The sequence below is a fragment of the Segatella copri DSM 18205 genome (genome assembly GCF_025151535.1).
GTDB lineage: Bacteria > Bacteroidota > Bacteroidia > Bacteroidales > Bacteroidaceae > Prevotella > Prevotella copri.
In genome coordinates this window covers 2,930,180-2,947,472 of record NZ_CP102288.1, presented here as the reverse complement: position 1 = coordinate 2,947,472, position 17,293 = coordinate 2,930,180, and the positions used below count along the sequence as shown (strand labels likewise).

Annotated in this window: 11 protein-coding genes and 1 tRNA gene; 8 read left to right on the top strand and 4 right to left on the bottom strand. The window is 44.4% G+C overall.

Translation table 11 applies throughout. The features are described from left to right. Window positions 1-542: 542 nt before the first annotated feature. The 4 genes from NQ544_RS12375 to NQ544_RS12360 all read right to left on the bottom strand — a co-directional run bounded on the left by NQ544_RS12375 (window position 543) and on the right by NQ544_RS12360 (window position 6,009). On the bottom strand, window positions 543-1,421 hold the full coding sequence (locus NQ544_RS12375; RefSeq protein ID WP_006849205.1) for a hypothetical protein: 879 nt from the start codon (window positions 1,419-1,421) through the stop codon (window positions 543-545). Window positions 1,422-1,501: 80 nt separating this feature from the next. Beyond that, complete coding sequence (locus tag NQ544_RS12370) at window positions 1,502-2,335, bottom strand: CPBP family intramembrane glutamic endopeptidase (protein WP_006849206.1); 834 nt, start codon at window positions 2,333-2,335, stop codon at window positions 1,502-1,504. A 50-nt stretch (window positions 2,336-2,385) separates the two neighbouring features. Further along, entirely contained in the window at window positions 2,386-3,324 is a 939-nt protein-coding gene (locus NQ544_RS12365) for a bifunctional riboflavin kinase/FAD synthetase (protein WP_040553775.1), read from the bottom strand. Window positions 3,325-3,369: 45 nt separating this feature from the next. Then, window positions 3,370-6,009: a calcium-translocating P-type ATPase, PMCA-type gene (locus NQ544_RS12360; RefSeq protein ID WP_006849208.1), complete on the bottom strand. Its 2,640-nt coding sequence runs from the start codon at window positions 6,007-6,009 to the stop codon at window positions 3,370-3,372. Window positions 6,010-6,187: 178 nt separating this feature from the next. Between NQ544_RS12360 and NQ544_RS12355 the strand changes: the two genes are divergently transcribed. The 8 genes from NQ544_RS12355 to NQ544_RS12320 all read left to right on the top strand — a co-directional run bounded on the left by NQ544_RS12355 (window position 6,188) and on the right by NQ544_RS12320 (window position 17,276). Beyond that, window positions 6,188-6,261: transfer RNA gene (locus NQ544_RS12355), tRNA-Ile, on the top strand. A 920-nt stretch (window positions 6,262-7,181) separates the two neighbouring features. After that, window positions 7,182-7,385, top strand: coding sequence for a helix-turn-helix transcriptional regulator (locus NQ544_RS12350; RefSeq protein ID WP_006849211.1), 204 nt, complete (start codon window positions 7,182-7,184; stop codon window positions 7,383-7,385). Window positions 7,386-7,389: 4 nt separating this feature from the next. Beyond that, window positions 7,390-11,712 (top strand): tetratricopeptide repeat protein, encoded by a 4,323-nt coding sequence (locus tag NQ544_RS12345; protein ID WP_006849212.1) that lies wholly within the window; start codon window positions 7,390-7,392, stop codon window positions 11,710-11,712. A 2-nt stretch (window positions 11,713-11,714) separates the two neighbouring features. Next, window positions 11,715-12,800 (top strand): helix-turn-helix transcriptional regulator, encoded by a 1,086-nt coding sequence (locus NQ544_RS12340; RefSeq protein WP_006849213.1) that lies wholly within the window; start codon window positions 11,715-11,717, stop codon window positions 12,798-12,800. 462 nt (window positions 12,801-13,262) lie between these two features. After that, window positions 13,263-13,706 (top strand): hypothetical protein, encoded by a 444-nt coding sequence (locus NQ544_RS12335; protein ID WP_006849215.1) that lies wholly within the window; start codon window positions 13,263-13,265, stop codon window positions 13,704-13,706. Between the two features lie 59 nt (window positions 13,707-13,765). After that, window positions 13,766-14,272, top strand: coding sequence for a hypothetical protein (locus tag NQ544_RS12330; RefSeq protein ID WP_006849216.1), 507 nt, complete (start codon window positions 13,766-13,768; stop codon window positions 14,270-14,272). A gap of 3 nt (window positions 14,273-14,275) precedes the next feature. Continuing rightward, on the top strand, window positions 14,276-16,342 hold the full coding sequence (locus NQ544_RS12325) for an AAA family ATPase (RefSeq protein WP_006849217.1): 2,067 nt from the start codon (window positions 14,276-14,278) through the stop codon (window positions 16,340-16,342). A gap of 31 nt (window positions 16,343-16,373) precedes the next feature. Next, complete coding sequence (locus NQ544_RS12320; RefSeq protein WP_006849218.1) at window positions 16,374-17,276, top strand: pepsin/retropepsin-like aspartic protease family protein; 903 nt, start codon at window positions 16,374-16,376, stop codon at window positions 17,274-17,276. Window positions 17,277-17,293 lie beyond the last annotated feature (17 nt).

Sequence of the window (17,293 nt, the reverse complement as noted above, 5' to 3'; positions counted from 1 at the left end):
CTTACTTATTTAATATATTTTGCACGCAAGCGTATGATAAAGGATACGCAAGTGGCTCAATTTATCGCCACTGCGAGGCTTCATTTAAGCCTTCTGCCGGTCATCATAGATGACTCTTGCCAGGCTCAATATAAGACACTTAACCTGTTTAAGAAGGAGCGTTTGAGAGGTTATTTTTCCAGATGGGGGTTAACAGAGTTAACAGTTAACCCTTTGCCCCTTTTGTTAAAAATACTAACTCATAGTTTTCTCCTCCAGAACTCACCGGTTCACGGGTTGGAACTCATAGTTTTCTTCTTAGGAATACATCGCCTACCGGATGGAAATCCTTGCTTTTCTTTACAAATTCATGCTAAAAAAATAACACGGACAAATTGAATTTGTCCGGACAAATTGTCCGAGCGTTCATAATTCACTGATTATTGGATAGTTACAAGCGTCCGGACAAGCAAGCCGGACAAATTCAATTTGTCCGTGTTTTATTTTTCAGCCGAAATCAGCCATTTTGTTTATTGCCAATAAATAAATCTGCTGCTTTTTATTTACTGGCAATAAACAAATCGAATATAAGTTCTATCATCAAAGCTTTTATTGCCCTCTACGATGCCCTTGGTGGCGATAAAGGAATGGATGTTCTGAGGGTCGTTGGCAATCTGCTCTGCCAATGCCGCCTCGCTCGCTGCCAAGGTTGGCTTCAGAAACGGATAGCCATCGCTCGCCAAGACTATCTCGGAGGAAGAAGATGGAATTGTACCTGATGCAGAAGCGGAGTCAGAGCAAGGGACAGAATCTGATGCTGGAACAGAATCCTGAACTGAACTAGAATCTGAAACAGAAACAACCTTCACTCCCTCCCGATAGATAGGAAATCCATCGATAACCGTATAGGTCTGGTTCTGCCCCGAAAGCATCGCCTCGATCAATAAAGGCTCTATCTGCTTTCTAGCCTCAGCAGGCGAAAGGCCCTGCTCTATCAGTTCTACCCTCTTACGGGCAATCTTCTCCTCATAAGGCTTGCCATTCTCATAGAGTTTTCCATCGATGATGGCCTGGCAATCGCCCACCATCCAGACTTCATTCCTTGTCCGGCTATAAAGGATAGCCGAGGCGGTAAGCCGTTCTTCCGGATGCTCCTTCAACCGCTCTTCTACCCCAAGCTTTTCATACACCTTATTATATATATACGCCGTTACGCCTTGGCAGAATTCATCTACCGAGGCATCCGCTTTCAACTCCTCACGAATATATTCCGAGATAAGCATCATGGCGTATCTTCCGTTCTTCATATCAGGATTGAGATGCTTCGGCGTCTTGCTCGTACTGCCATCAATCACAGCGATGAAATCATCGGTAACTACCATTCCATCCTCACAAGCCTCAGGGCTCTTCTTTCCTTTGATACTGCTTTCTATTATCTTCATAAAATCTACTTATCTATCCGGTTATATATCTGAAAAAAGGCTACCCATCCAGGTAACCTTTTTACTCGTTTATTTATCTCTTAAGCCTTCACCTTCTTTAATCTGATAACCAGCTGTATAAAGCTTGGAATCATAATGCAGAGAGAGAAGCCTACGGCATAATACATGGTTTTCTCATCGCCATGGAAGAGGTCGATGAGTTTGCCATCGCTCTGAGGCATGATATTGGACAGGACATACGCCATCGTATTATTCACCCAGTGGAGCAGGATGCCCGGAACAAGACTCTTGGTGCGATAATACATCCAACCCAGGAGTAAGCCCAGCAGGAGGGCATTGACAAACTGCGCTACGTTGGCGTGAGCCAGACCGAAGATGGCAGCCGAAATCATGATGGCTACCCAATGGTTCTTCTTGCTCATAAGACCCAGCAGGGTGCGGAGAATGGCTCCACGGAACACAACCTCCTCAGCAAAAGGCGCCAGAACGCCGATAGCCACATAGCCCCAAGGCTCCTTCATGAGCGATGCGAGTATCTGCTCGGCATTCTCGTCCATCTCGATGCCTATCTGCTCATATATGAACTCCAGAGGAATGATGGTTCCCAGAGTGAACAATGCCACCCAGAGAAGCGTTGCCCAAGGCTTGGAAAGCAGATAATCGCGGGTCAGCGGTGTCCACTTCGTCTTCAGGAAGATGACGAGGGTGATAACGTTGCTGAACGCTGAGGTAAGCGCCGTCAGGATAGGATTGCTGCCCGAACTGATAGCCAGGAGCGTTGCCTGGTAACCTTCGCCCTTAATGCCCGCCCAGATTCCTACGCCAGCATACATCACGATAATCTGTACTACTATAAATATAATAAGGTAGAGGACGATATCCGTCAAACCTCTCTTTAAATTAATCTTTGCCATTGCTTTTACTGTTTATAATTAATCGTTTATAGTTAATAGCATTCTCGCTATCATTCCGCTTCCTTTTCAAAGAGATCCAGCACGGTCTGCTCATCCTCTTTCAGCTGCGCCGCCAACTCCTCGGGACTGTCAAACTTCTGTTCGCCCCTTATTCGCTTCACGAAGCTTACGAGCAAGAGCTGGTCATAAATATCGCCTTCGAAATTGAAGATGTGCGTCTCTAGCGTCAGTTGTCTGCCATTGAAGGTTGGGCGATTGCCCACATTCATCATTCCCCGTTTCCATTCCACCATATTCTCCAGTCTTACCCTTACGGCATAGACACCAGGGGCAGGAATCAGCTGTCCGAAGTGAGAGATGTCGAGATTGGCTGTAGGGAAGCCGAGTTTTCTGCCTTCATGGAATCCGTTCACCACCTTTCCGATGAGGGTGTAAGGGAAACCGAGGCTCCGGGCTGCCATCTCCACTTCTCCCTCTTTCAGGAATGAGCGGATTACGGAAGAAGAGATGTTGATGCCATCTATCTGGAAGGCTTCGTTCCTGATTACCTCGATGCCCATCTCCTTGCCGTAGCGCACGTAATCTTCGAAAGTCTCCTCGCGGTTATGACCGAAGCGATGGTCGTAGCCGATGAAGAGTTTCCTTACGTTGAGATGGTCGTGGAGCACCTGCTGCATGAACTCTCTTGCCGACATGGCAGCCATCGCCTTGTCGAAATGCAGCACCACAGCATTATCCACTTCCGTCTTCGAAAGCAGCAGCAGTTTGGAATCAAGCGTACTCAGCATCTCTGGCTGGTAATCCGCCAGCAATACCTTGCGGGGATGCGCATCAAAGGTGATGACGGTAGATTGCAAGCCATCCTTTCGTGCCGTCTCTACGAGTTGATGAATCAGGAACTGATGTCCCCGATGCACCCCATCGAAGAAACCGATGGTTGCCACACAAGGCGGCAACTGCACGATATCATTATAATGTATTGTATTCATAAGGACTGTCTTTAACATTCATATCAGAAGAAGAACTCCGATGGATTATCTTCTCTTTGCTATCATTCTCTTAAAAGTTCTCCACAGCTCGCCCGCCCAAAGTACAACGGAGGTTGAGCCGATGATGAGCAGCCACTCGTGGAGCGACAATGGTGTGGTGCGGAACATTTCGCCACCAAAGGTTACAATAATCCACTGACCCACCAATACCAGTACAAGCACCAGAATCATTCCCTTATCCTTCAGGAAATGGCGGAAGGCTGTGTGATGGCTCATCAGCGCCTTGGCATTGAAGAGGTTCCAGAACTGAATCATCACGAAGGTGGTGAAGAACATGGTCAGTTCATGCACATCTACTCCACCCTTGCCTCTGCGCTCGCAGTAAACCAGCAGGGCAAACATCACGAGGAAGAAGACGATGCCGCAGAACAGAATGCCGAAACCGATGCTCTTGTTGATGATGAAATCGGATGCCTTGCGTGGTTTATCCTTCATTACCTCGTGAGATGGAGGCAATGAGGCAAGTGCCAAGGCTGCGAAGGTATCCATGATAAGGTTCACCCAAAGAATCTGGGTTACCGTCAACGGCATTTCAGTTCCGATGACTGAGCCGCCAAGCACCAGCAGGAGGGCTGCCACGTTTACTACCAACTGGAAGAAGAGGAAGCGCTGCAGGTTGCGATAGAGCGAGCGTCCCCACATCACGGCGTTGGCGATAGACTTGAACGAATCATCGAGCAGGGTCATATCCGAAGCCTCCTTAGCCACGGAAGTTCCCGAACCCAGCGACAAGCCCACGTGAGCATAGTGAAGCGCCGGAGCATCGTTGGTACCATCGCCTGTTACGGCAACCACCTCGCCACGCTTCTGGAGCATGGCCACCAGTCGCTGCTTATCGGTAGGACGGGCACGGCTCATCACACGGATATCCTTTGCCCGCTCGTAAGCCTCTTCGTCAGAAAGAGCCTCCCACTGTTCACCCGTAATCATCTGCTGGTCGAGCGAGGTCAGAGAGCCATCTGCTCCGATATTCTCAGGTTCATCTTCGAAGACACCTATCTGCTTGCCTATCTCCAAGGCGGTGGCAGCCGTATCACCCGTAACCACCTTCACCTCGATACCCGCATGGCGGCACTCCTGCACGGCAGCAGGAACATCCGGACGAATAGGATCGGCAATGGCTGCAATGGCCTGCAACTGAAGATCGTTGGCATCGAGAAGTGCTACCACTTCGGCAGTAGAGGTTCTGGAAGTTCTCATGATAGAAGCTTCTATCTTCTTATAGGCGAACGCCAGGGTTCTCATAGCCTTATGCTGCCACTCATCGAGTTCTTCGGCTGACTGTCTCTGCATTCTATCTTCGATGATGCATTTCTTCATCACGATTTCAGGCGCACCCTTCACGAAGAGATAGGTCTCGCCATCAACTTCTGCCAAGGTTGCCATCATCTTTCTCTCAGTAGAGAAAGGCAACTGCTTGAGCACATTCACCTGCTTGCGGAGTTCTTCATAATCCTTGCCCTGGGCATCGAGCCAGAGCAGGAGAGCCGACTCGGTAGGGTTTCCGATAGGTTTGCCGTCATTCAACTCGGCTGTAGAGTTAAGGGCGATGGCAGTATCGAGCAGCGTCTCATCACCCTGCTTGAGTTCCAGGGCGCTCACCTGCATCTTGTTCTGGGTAAGCGTACCGGTCTTATCGGTACAGATCACGGTAACGGCACCCATGGTTTCGCAGGCATGGAGCTTGCGCACCAGATTGTTCGACTTCAGCATTCTTCGCATGTTGAGCGCCAAGGAAAGGGTAATCGCCATCGGCAATCCCTCAGGCACCGCCATAACAATCAGGGTAACAGCCATCATGAAGTATTTCAGCACAATTTCTGCCATATAGAAATAATCCTTGCCGCCCCATGCCGGATTGGTGAGGATATCGTGAATCAGGAAGATGAAGAAGGCTGTCACAGATACCACGGAGCCTACCTTGGAAATCCTCTTCGCCAACTTATCGAGCTGCATGTGAAGCGGTGTCTCCACCGAAGTCTGTTCGGTAGATTTCTTCGCCACCTTACCAATCTCGGTAGCATCGCCCACGGCAGTAACCACGAACTCACCCCTGCCATTCATCACCATGGTAGAACGGAGGATGACGTTGCGAGGATAGGCTCCATCTCCACCACCTTCCAGAGATTTCTCGGCAACAGGTTCGCCCGTAAGGGCAGATTCGTTAATCTGCAGGTCGTTGCAGACGATGAGTTCGCCATCAGCAGGCACCTCGTCGCCCACTTCCACGAGCACTACATCTCCCACCACCACATCGTGGCGCGGAATCTCCATCACCTTACCATTGCGGCGCACCTTTACCGGCTGCTCTTCGCTGAGCGCCGTAAGCAGATTAAACTTCTTGGCAGCATCGCGCTCAAAGTAGAAGCCCACGGTAGTAGCAAGGAAAACTGCCACGAAGATACCGATGGTCTCCATGAAATTCTTTTCGATAAAAGCAAGGATGAGGGATACGAAAGCCGCCACAAGAAGTATCTGGATAATCGGGTCGCGATATTTATCCAAATACAATTTCCATAATGAAGTACGTTGAGGAGGGGTTAGTACGTTCTTGCCATGCTGTTCCCTACTCTGTCTAACTTGTTCATCGGTAAGACCGATTCTTTTATTTTTGTCTATGTTCATTTCTGAATAGAAATACTTTTTCTTTTTTGTACGATTAATAAGTACATACGCACGTGTGCGCACATAATTTGGTGCAAAGATACGCTATTTTTCTGATTCTAAGAAAATTTTTAAGATTTTATTTGGTTATTTCCCCAAAATCTAGTATCTTTGCACTCGTATTTAATAAAAATTCAACGGACTTGTAGCTCAGTTGGTTAGAGCAACAGACTCATAATCTGGAGGTCCCTGGTTCAAGCCCAGGCTGGTCCACACTAAAAATCAAGCAGTTAAGTCAAAAACTTAACTGCTTTTTCTTTTATTGGTGACCTTTAAGTGACCTTTTCGAACCAAAACTCATCTTTCGTGACCTTTTGAAATTTCGTGAAATAATTGATGATTAAGTGACATTTCAATTAACGCTTTGTATAGGATGGAGCCGTGAAATACGGTGCCATAACGAGCAAAGCAATCGTTAACACAACTCGTCACATGTTTCTGTCTATTTCTGTAAGGTTCCTGTAAAGTTTCTGTAAACGTCATCTTTCTGACCACCCTCTGACCACCTTCTCTGACCACCTCGTTCAGCATTATCAAGCATCACTTAGACGTAGAATCTCTACCAGCTTACCATTTTCATCGTAAACCATATACTCCTCAATGTATTACTCTGTGAATTGTTCCTGTAGCAGCTCAAATTTCTCTCGATGGTTTTGTCATTTAGATACATCTTATGTCGTACATAGCAGCCCATAGTTTACGTTTCTTTCGATTTCAGAAACGACCTAATAACGACCTGCCACATCAAGAAAACGACCCAATAACGACCCGAACGACCCGCAAAACGACCTAAATTTATGACACTTTGGATTACATGTAATTCCTTCTTCTTTTCCACGTGTCTCTTTGTCCTCTTTTCTGTATTCGCTCTGCGACAAAGGAGACGCTTGCCACAAGCAAGAACTTAAGACCACCCCGAGGCTTAACTTAAGACCAAGCCCAAGCATAAGAGAAGATAAAACAAATAGTAACAGAGTAACATAATCATCATATATACACCAGAAATGGCATCTATGACACGAAATCTTGTGCAATTATTGTTAAAAATCAAGTTGTAACGCATGATTTGCAAAGAATATAGCAATATTTTCAATGGTTTTTAGTATCTTTGCATCAAACATTAAGAAATTTGCATGGAAAATCTGAATAGAATCAAAGGAGCATTGGCTGATGCTGGTAAAACTGGTGTCTGGCTTGCCGGTCAATTAGGGAAGGATCCCGTAACGGTTTCCAAGTGGTGCACAAACACCACACAACCCAATTTGCAGACGCTGGCAAAGATTTCGGAGATGCTAAAGATTAACATTCGAGAACTATTGGTAAATCAAAACTTTTAAGTTTATGGAAAATATTCAAGAACAATTAAAGGAACAATATAACATGTCCATAGAATTCTATAACAAGGGAGACTATGAGCATTACTTCTTTCATACAAGAAAAAGTATAGAATTAATCGGAAAATTTCTGATATACGATACTATGAAAATCAAGGGTGAAGAAGAGATGGCTTCAAAAATTATAGCCGGAGATAGTTCTTTTGACCTTGATTTTCGCAACAAAGTATGCAACTTGGTACAAATACCCCAACCAAGAGAGCCAGAAGGTTCTTTCTTTATAACTCTTGCAAAGTCGACCATGTACTATGCTTTCCCGACTCTTTTTGATCCAGGACAGTTTCCGAAGTCAAAAAGAATCAAGGTAAAAATAGACACCTGCCTGGATTATATGATAGAGTACTACAATACATCAAGTGAAGTAGTAATGCATACAGCAGATTCCTCTTTAGACGAAAAAACTCAGGCTGATTCTTGCGCAACATTTTTCGTAAAGGCATTTAACGATTTAAAAACGCAGGTAAGCGAAGAGGCTGCAGTATTCTTTGCATCTCTTGATATGCCTATAAAAAACGAAATAAAGCCAGACATTAATATTGAAAAAGCCATTCACGTAAGCAATGATTTTTCAATACTGGACAACATAACACATAATCTAGAACAATCAACAGATGATTACTACGTAGCGCTTCTTCCAGAAACGTTACAAGATAACTACGGACAAACATTGAAAGCAGGAAGACTGCAAGACGTATTCCGTTTAGATTGGCATTTTATCGTTGATTTAAACAAAAAAACATCAGATGGTCTTTACGAGCAGGCTCCATCATTCAAAAAATCATCTATACGCATAATTACTGATAATATCAGCGAAGTAACAGGTGCTTCAAATCTCACTAATTGGTTATTTGCAAAGGGGCGTGTAGATTTGGGCGGATTGGACGATAGAACTACTTTAAAAAATACTCCCAAATTATTTTCTAAAACATTCGCAAAGCTTGTCAAGACAGGATTAACCAAAGACTATATTATTTTTGATTTTTCAAATAATGCATTTGGTCTTACAGAAAAACTTTTCTTGAAGTTAGAGGATGTTTTTGAAGATTGGGATGCTGTGGCTAACCGTTGTAAAATCATTTCATTTACAAGTAATCTCGCATACAAAGAGAAACTTGAGGAATGGGCGGAGTATTCTGGTGTACAGGTATTCTTTGTTGAAGCCACATTTGCAGATTTTTTAGTACATGTAAGTGAAATCAAGCCTCAAAAAGAAATCAACGCGACCAAACTACTATTAAGGGGCAAATCATTAGATATCTCTGAAGCAAAAGAACGATATCATGCAGCAGGTATTGATTTCTATTGCCCTACGAAGGATAATTCAGAAAAGTCACAATGGGATTTTTATTCTGGCGCTGAGATTACATGGGAAGAATTGGAACAACAATGTGACGTTCAACGAGACTTGTATAGAATCGTACGTTCAAAAGTAACAGATTTGATTCGTACAATTCGAAAAACATCCATTTTTACTCTTCGTCATAGGCCTGGCAGTGGCGCTACAACTTTAGCAAAAAGGCTTGGCTATGATATAACAAAGGATGATGAGAGTGGACTCTTGTCATGTACTGTTGTAGACATAAAGAATTGCAGCAACCTTCGTATAACCGACCAGTATTTGTGTCAACTTTCAGAGAAAACGGAAAACACTCCTATTCTAGCAATGGTAGAGTCTAAACATATTGGTAGAGAAAAATTTGACTATCTTGTAAAAAGGATGTCAGATGCAGGAAAGAAAGTTGTTTTCTTTTACATTGAGCCTTTCACTGGATCATACCATACACCAAAGGACAATGTTGTTCTGCTAGAATCATCATTAAAAGCAAATGAACTTCTGAGATTTGAAGATAAGTATAAACAACTAGGATTAAATGAGTCTCTTCTGGAAAATCAAAAGAGACAGCACAACAATTTAGAGGTCGTTGATTTCCCATTAATGCTCAGAGATAATAAAACCAGCCAAAATCTCGGTTCTTACGTACAAGAATGGATGGGCGTTTTGCCAGATAATTTAGTTAAATTTTGTGCATTCGTTGGCTTTGTATTTAAGTACTCTGACCTAGGCGTAAATCAAACATTGCTAAAATCAATATGGAAAATTGAAGGTAAATTTTCTATAATGTCATATCCTCCAGAAGTCGTAAATGCTATTAAGAAGATTTTGATAGAAGAGACTGTGGAAGGTTCTAATACTGGTATTTGGCGTCCTCGTTATAATAGATTTTCTACATTTATTCTTGGAGCATACAAATCAAATTGGGAGGCTGGACTATCAGAGATTGCGAAGGAATTTATCTCTCTGTGCCAAGCCGCAGGCGAATTAGGCTCTGATGACAAGGATATGCTTTATAGTGTATTTGTCATAAGAAAAAATGCTGACTATCGAGCCCTCGAAGATAAAGCCGCTAACATCAGAAACAAATTCTCTTTGTTAGTAAAAGATCTTAATGATATTGAAAGAGCTGAATCTTTATTTCATTCTTTAGTCGAAGCTTTCCCTGAGGATGCCGTCTTTAGAGGACATTTTGCTCGTTTCTTGTATGAGAAAGCAAACATGAGTAAATTTATAACTGTCGATGATCGTTTGTTTATTGATGCACAAGACCAACTTCACCAAGCGTTTGATATTAATCCGGACGATACGGATTTGTATCATATGCAGGGAATGTTACTTCGCCGTAGAATAAACGCTCTCACAAAGATGTTCCATAGAGATCTTCAAACGAAAGAGTTTGAAGAAATAGATGTTCGTGGCATTCGCGATTGCCTTGAAGATTGGGTTCAGCAAGCTTATGAAGCGTTTGAGAAAAGCATCCAATTAAGCCCTGCTAGCCCTTATGGATATGCGGCAGAAAGTCAATTGTTTAAAGAAGCTATAGAGTTTGGCCAAAAATTGCTTCAAGCAACAGATTATACTTTCTGTGAAACTGATTATGTATTTTCAGATTATACAGAAAAGTTGGGAGTTGTTCTTGATATGTTTGAACAAATATGCTATGCATTTAAAAATGACGGATTAACCCAAATTCTTAATTCTTACTACATATATGAAAGTGTAAGAGCATATCATGAAAATCTTGTTGGCAGGAGCAAAGAGTCAATAGATAAATATCGCAAAATGTATAACAATGCAAGTGAAGAGAAGAAATTATTCTATGGTAATTTACTTCTCAAGTCTATTGTATACAGTAAAACTTCTACAAAAAACACTCGCAAGGCATATAGAAATCTGACTAGACAAGAGCGCAAAGAAATTGAAGGAATATTGGAGTTTCAAAAGAACAAAGGTGATGTCAAGAGTTTTGAAACAATGTTTATGCTTAAGCTTTATGGCAACGAAGAATACTCCCTTGATGAGGCCATCGATTTGCTCAAAGAATGGGAAAGTCAATATGACGAAAATAGTCAATTAGGATGGGGGTACTTAAATGCTTGCTTCTATCTAGCAGTTTGTTATTGCGCTAAATCTATTAAGAGAGCTGTTCCTAATCTCGAGTTAACCTCGTTAGCTTCGACTTATTTTAGAAAGTCAGAAGACTTTGCAAAGAGATTTGACAAAGGTACAGTTTTACCTCAATGTTACTTAGGCGAAAGAGATGACATTCATTGCATTATAGACAAGAACATGAAAGATACCGATGCTGACACGGTAACAGGTGTTATACATCATATACACAATAATAAAGGTATCTTAAAGATGCTTTGCGGTGTAGAAGTAACATTTAATGCCAAGGGATTCGAAATACTTCACGATGAAGGTCAAACCCTACGTGGTGTGTTAGGTTTTTCTTATAGTGGACCAGGATTGTATGATTTTAGACCTGAAAATGTAGTTAATAGTTCCGAAATCTATGACGAACAGGATGAAACTGAAACAACATTTGAGGAACTTGAGAAATCTTATGTTCCAACAGAAGTTCTAATAGAAGAAGAGCCAACAGCTGAAGAAATAGAAACGAAGGAAGCGACAGTACTGCAGCCAAGAGTTGTCGGTACTATAGATTTGTCTAAATTTAAGGAGAAAACTATTGATAAAGATGGCAAGAAGAATCTCCATGGTTTTATCAACGATAGACGTGATCGTATAAGTACCCGAACACTCACTTATATTGTCGATAGAAATAATGGATTTGCTCCAGATTGTAATCCTTCGCAATACGACTATCGTGATAATGAAGAGGTTGTATTTGATATTTTTGAAACAATAAATCCGAAAACAAATCTTCCATTCGGATTCGCGATTAATATTAGACCTGCCTGTGAGGAATAAATATGCAACGCATGAATCTCTTTGATGGCGAAAGTTATAAGGCAGAATTTGCCATAGTAACCTATCGGTGGCTTATGAGTCGCCGATGGGTTACTTATGCGGATATTATGGCAGACAGATTGGGATGTTCTACAGAAGAACTACCCGCAAACCTATCCAACTGCGAAGGTTATGGCGAGCTGAAGAAGACTGTTGGCATAGTAAAGAAGGCTATCTGCGAGAAGGTTGGGAACGATTGCTTTGAAGAGGAAGGGAATAACCGAAATAAGCGTTTCCGTTATGTAGGCAAGGACAATGATCCTCTCGCAGATATGCGAAACGCTAAGGCTATAAATAATCTGCGTCAGTACTGGAAGTTCTGTCAGGATTCTGCTGGGTTCTTCCCTAAATCATGGTTGGAGTATTTCTTCAAAGATTGTCAGGACTTGCTGGACATGAAAGCCAAACGACAAAAGGGAGAACAGGTAATAAGTGCAAGTCTTGATCGTATTCTGACCAACATAGAGTACCTGCCATCGTTGTATGAAGCCATCACAAACAAAACTGTACTGGAGATTGACTACAAACCTTTCGATGAGGAAGAGGTCACGCTGATGTTCCACCCACACTACCTGAAGGAGTATAACGGCAGATGGCATCTGTTCGGTCATACAGAAGGAAGGGAGCCGGAGTATGGCTATAACATTGCTCTTGACAGAATACAGTCAAAGCCTCGTGAGAGGTCAAGAATAGAATATGTGTCAGCACCAAAGCATTTCTATGATGGGTTCTTTGAGGACATCGTTGGCGTGAGTCACATGAAAGATGCAGAGAAGGAGCATATTATTATACGTGCGCGATCATTATATATTTATAAGTTGATGGACACGAAGCCTCTTCATCAGAGTTACACCGTTGTTAAGCCATACGCCCTATATGAAGATGGTGAGTATGCTGAGTTTTCTGTTGATGTTGAGCCGAACAACGAGTTCTACGGACGCATACTTCAAATGGGAGCAGGATTGGAGGTGATTTCACCAGAATCTGTTAGAGATGAAATGGCACAACGGGTGCGTGAATTAGCAACTTTATACCCCAAGAATGAATAGCGGAATGGTTCCAAAATGAGAGGAACCATTATACACACGACTACTTGATTTTATTTGCGAAAAACGTATTACCTTTGCAGCGTCAAACTTCAACACCACCTTGGAGTTGACGCTGCAAATCGTTGGTGGTGTACAAAAACAATACACAAATGGAAACAACAAAAACAGAAACGCCCATGACAGAAAAAGATCGTTGGATGTTAGCTGCTGCTATCTGCTCAGCTATTGGTACTGCAATCACAGCTTACTTCGCAGGAAGGAAGTAATGCGTACATCCGGTGTATTGGTTCCAAATCGAGAGGAACCAATACACTTGGGAAAAGCTTAGGCAGGACGATAAAAAGTCTGTAAATTTGCACCGCAATTCCGAGAGAGTTGGTTTTGTTTATACATTATTTTATTTATCAACAACAGAGGTGGCGGCCTATTCCGCTAAACAGACAAACTCAAAACGAAACGAAGATGAACACATCACTCGCACTCGTTGCCGCAAAGGCACTCCCAGCCCTCTCGGGCAGTTCTCTCACCTACAATCCTGAGAAGAACGTGTACCTCACCCTTGGTTACACCAGCGCTGCTGGCAACACCTACTACAAGGCAATCCGCCTCTCTGACCGACTTGCCGTGTACTACCACATAGGTGAAGGCTACGCTCACACCTTCCTGAACGGCATCACGCTCTTCGCATGGAACGGCCAGAAGGCGAACATCATCGCACAGAAGTTCTGGGGCGGCTGCAACTGGAGATGCTTCAACGAGCGCACAGCTAAGGAAGAGAGCATCATCATGCTGAAGGACTTCCTCGCAGGACAGGCAAAAGCCATGGGAAGCGTCATCGCTGACAGCCAATTGCTCGCCTTCTCCAGAAACATGATCGAGGAAACCCAGCAGAAGTTGCTCCGATAAGCCTAGGGCACAGAGAGAAGGACAACCAAAGTTACAAACCAAGAAAAACAGACAAGAAGATGGCATCACTTACAAAAGCGATCAACAAAGACTTGTTCGACAAGATCCTGCCAACATTCGGCAACCCAAGAGTTCACGTTCCTGTGTGGGACGAAGGTCAGAAGATGTTCCTCTGCGAGGAATACGAGAGCGGCAACGGACACCGCTACTACAAAGGCGTACGATTCTGCGACCGCATCGTCATAGTGGAAAAGGTGGGACTCTACCATACCTGGACCTACATCGACGGCATCGAAGTCTATGCCTTCAACGGCAAAAGGCTGGAACTCGTACAAAAGCGCGACTACGGCAAGACGTTTCGCAACGAAGAGTTCATCCGTCAGGAGTCGGAAACCATGGTGCGCAACTACTTCGAAGGCGTTCTGAAGGCACAGAGGTCATCCATGCCGAAGGAACAACTTGAAGCACAAGCCAAAGGTATCGTCGAAGGTTGCTACAAGAGCTTCCTCGACAGCGACTTCAACACACGTCTCACCCAAATCCTCCCACAAATCGAACAGAAGTAGGACATGCAGAACACACAGATAGACCCACAGAACCACGAGCAGCAACTTGCATACGAGCTTGTTGCCAATACAAACTCCAGTTTCTTCCTCACAGGACGTGCTGGTACCGGTAAGACAACCTTCCTCCACAATGTGCAGAAGTTGGTCGGAAAACAGTTCATCACCCTTGCGCCAACAGGTGTGGCAGCTATCCTTGCCGGTGGTGATACCATTCACTCTTTCTTCGGTCTTCCGATGGAGGTTTGCACTCCTGGAACCTGCGGAAAGATGAACGAAGCAAGAATCCTCACCCTCCTCCATGCAGATACCATCATCATCGATGAGGTGTCGATGGTAAGATGTGACGTGATGGATGCCATCGACTACACCATGCGTAAGGCACTCAGAAACAACATGCCATTCGGAGGCAAGCAGATGATCTTCGTGGGCGACATGTTCCAGTTGCCTCCTGTGGTGAAGCAAGGTCCAGAAAAAGACTTGCTGAAGGACTTGTACCATACAGATGACTTTTTCTTCTACAAGTCGGATGCCATCAAGCGCATGCGATTGGTGAAGATTGAGTTCCAGAAGGTGTACCGTCAGGATGATGAACACTTCCTTCACATCTTGGAAAACGTCCGCATGAACAAGGTGACACCCGAGAACATCATGCACCTCAATGGTCGTGTACACACACCAGGCGAGGAAGATGGTGCTGTCATTACCCTAGCTTCCATCAACAAGACTGCCGACAAGATCAACCTTCAGCGACTGGAGGAGATTGACGCAGAGGAGTTCGTATACGAAGGTACAGTTGACGGAACCTTTGAGGAGAAACGCTTCCCTGTAGAGTTGAAACTTCGCCTGAAGGTTGGTGCTCAGGTGATGTTTACACGCAACGACCAGCAGAAACGTTGGGCAAACGGTACGCTCGGAAAGGTGACTAAGCTCAACAAGGACGAGATTAGCGTTACGCTCAACAATGGCGAGACGTATGTTGTGCCTTGTTGCTCATGGGAATCGTACAGCTACGACTACAACAAGGAAGAGCGCAAAATGAAGAAGGAACTAACAGGTACCTTCACCCAATACCCTCTGAAGTTGGCATGGGCGATAACGGTACACAAGAGCCAAGGCATGACCTTTGACAAACTCTCGCTCGACCTGAGCCGAGGTATGTTTGCAGCAGGACAGCTCTACGTAGCACTCAGCCGTGTGCGTACGCTGGAAGGTCTTTACCTCTCGAAGAACGTCATTCCTCAGTATGCCCACACCAGTCGTGAAGTGCTCACTTACGCAAGCGAGTACAACAACGAACAGCAGATTGGCAACGAGATCGAGAGTGGCAAGGCTGTCTATGGCGCTCTTCAGCAGAACGACTACGATGAGGCTGCCAAACAGTACCTGATGCTCGTGGCAAAGAAGGCTGAGGATGGCGACTTCAAGGAGGCGATGCAGCAGGCAAAGCGTTTCCTGGACATACTGGTGTGTGACGAACATCTGTATGGGACAATAGAGGGCGTACCAGAAAGTCTTCACCGCTCAAATCATTGGGCTCCGAAGTACATTGCAGCCTTGTTGAGTCTCTACGCTCAGAAGTACGAGGATGCCTTGGCTCTCATCGGTGAGGTCCTAGAAGGTCATCAATGTGCGGAGGCTTTGTACGTGAAGTCGCGCGCTTTGGCAAAGCTTGAACGCTACACGGAAGCTGACGAAACGAACTGCCAGTTGGCGAATGTGTTCGAGATGGCAACACCTGACGCAAAGGTACTCTTCATGATTGCCATGCTCAATGAGATGCACATTGGTGATCCAGGTCTTGATCTCATGCGAAAGCTGGTGGAAGCACGGCCAAAGTACGACCTCGGCATCCTTGCCTTGCGCACATTGATGCAGAAGCATGGCCTGCAGCTCGACAAATTGTCGGACAACAACTGCGAGTTGGTGGATCTCTTCAACTCTGATGCTACAGAAGAGGAGTTCCTTGCCCAACTGAAGGTGTGTCGCGAGAAAGTACCAAAAGCAATTGCTTACCTGATTCGCCGAATCAAGAAGCAGGAGTTCAACGAAGAGCAACCCATCGAGGAATGATGGGGGCTCTTCTCAAACCGGAAAGATAAACATGGAGAAATTCACAGCAAAACTGAGAGACATACAAGAGACGAAATTCCCAATTGTCAAAGCTGCATTCAAGGGAAAGGATGAGCAGATTTACATCGGTGTCATGATGATAGACACCGGTTCGGTAAACTGTATTCTGAACAAGTCTGTTCTTCCTAATCTCAATGACGATGCTCCCATAGAGGGGAAAACGATGAAGATTCATTCTGTACAAGGTAGAGGTGTGGAGTGTCAAGGTTATTCGTTGTCATTTCGCATAGGTAATGGAGTGTTCTCCGATACCTTCTATGTCAACAAGGAAATGGACTTTGATCAGATGTTCGACGGCCCATTCATCGGCATCATTGGGCATGAGTTTCTAAGGCGCAACAACATGGTGCTTGACTACGAGACGGAAACATTACATGCTTCAGAAGGATCTATTAAAGGCAATCCAGAGGATTATGCGTTCTTCTTCACGATGTCATACGGATTAAAGCAGTACAACATTCCTGTCGTAGGACTTGTCTATGGCGATAAGGAGTATCTGATGGTGGCAGATTCTGGAGCAAATGATACGGTCATAACAAAGCACTTGATGGATGATGCAGGAATCTGTGTAAGACATTTGGATAACGAGGGAACTGTAACCTGTTTTACCACAGATACGTTGGAAACTGCATTGTACGATGTCACGTTGAGCATCATCAGCGTGGGTGGAACTCCAGAATGCCCTAAGCTATACACTCAAAACGACAAAGTACAGGTCATCAGCAATTGCCAATATATAATGGACGGTTTGAAGGATGCAGAAGGCAATGACCTCATGCCTATCTCAGGCATGTTGTCTTCGAACTTCATGCACAAGAACAAGTGGGTGCTGGACTTTGGAACAGGGGTGATGTTCCAGAGGAAGGATGAGTGATTAGGTGTGACATTCAT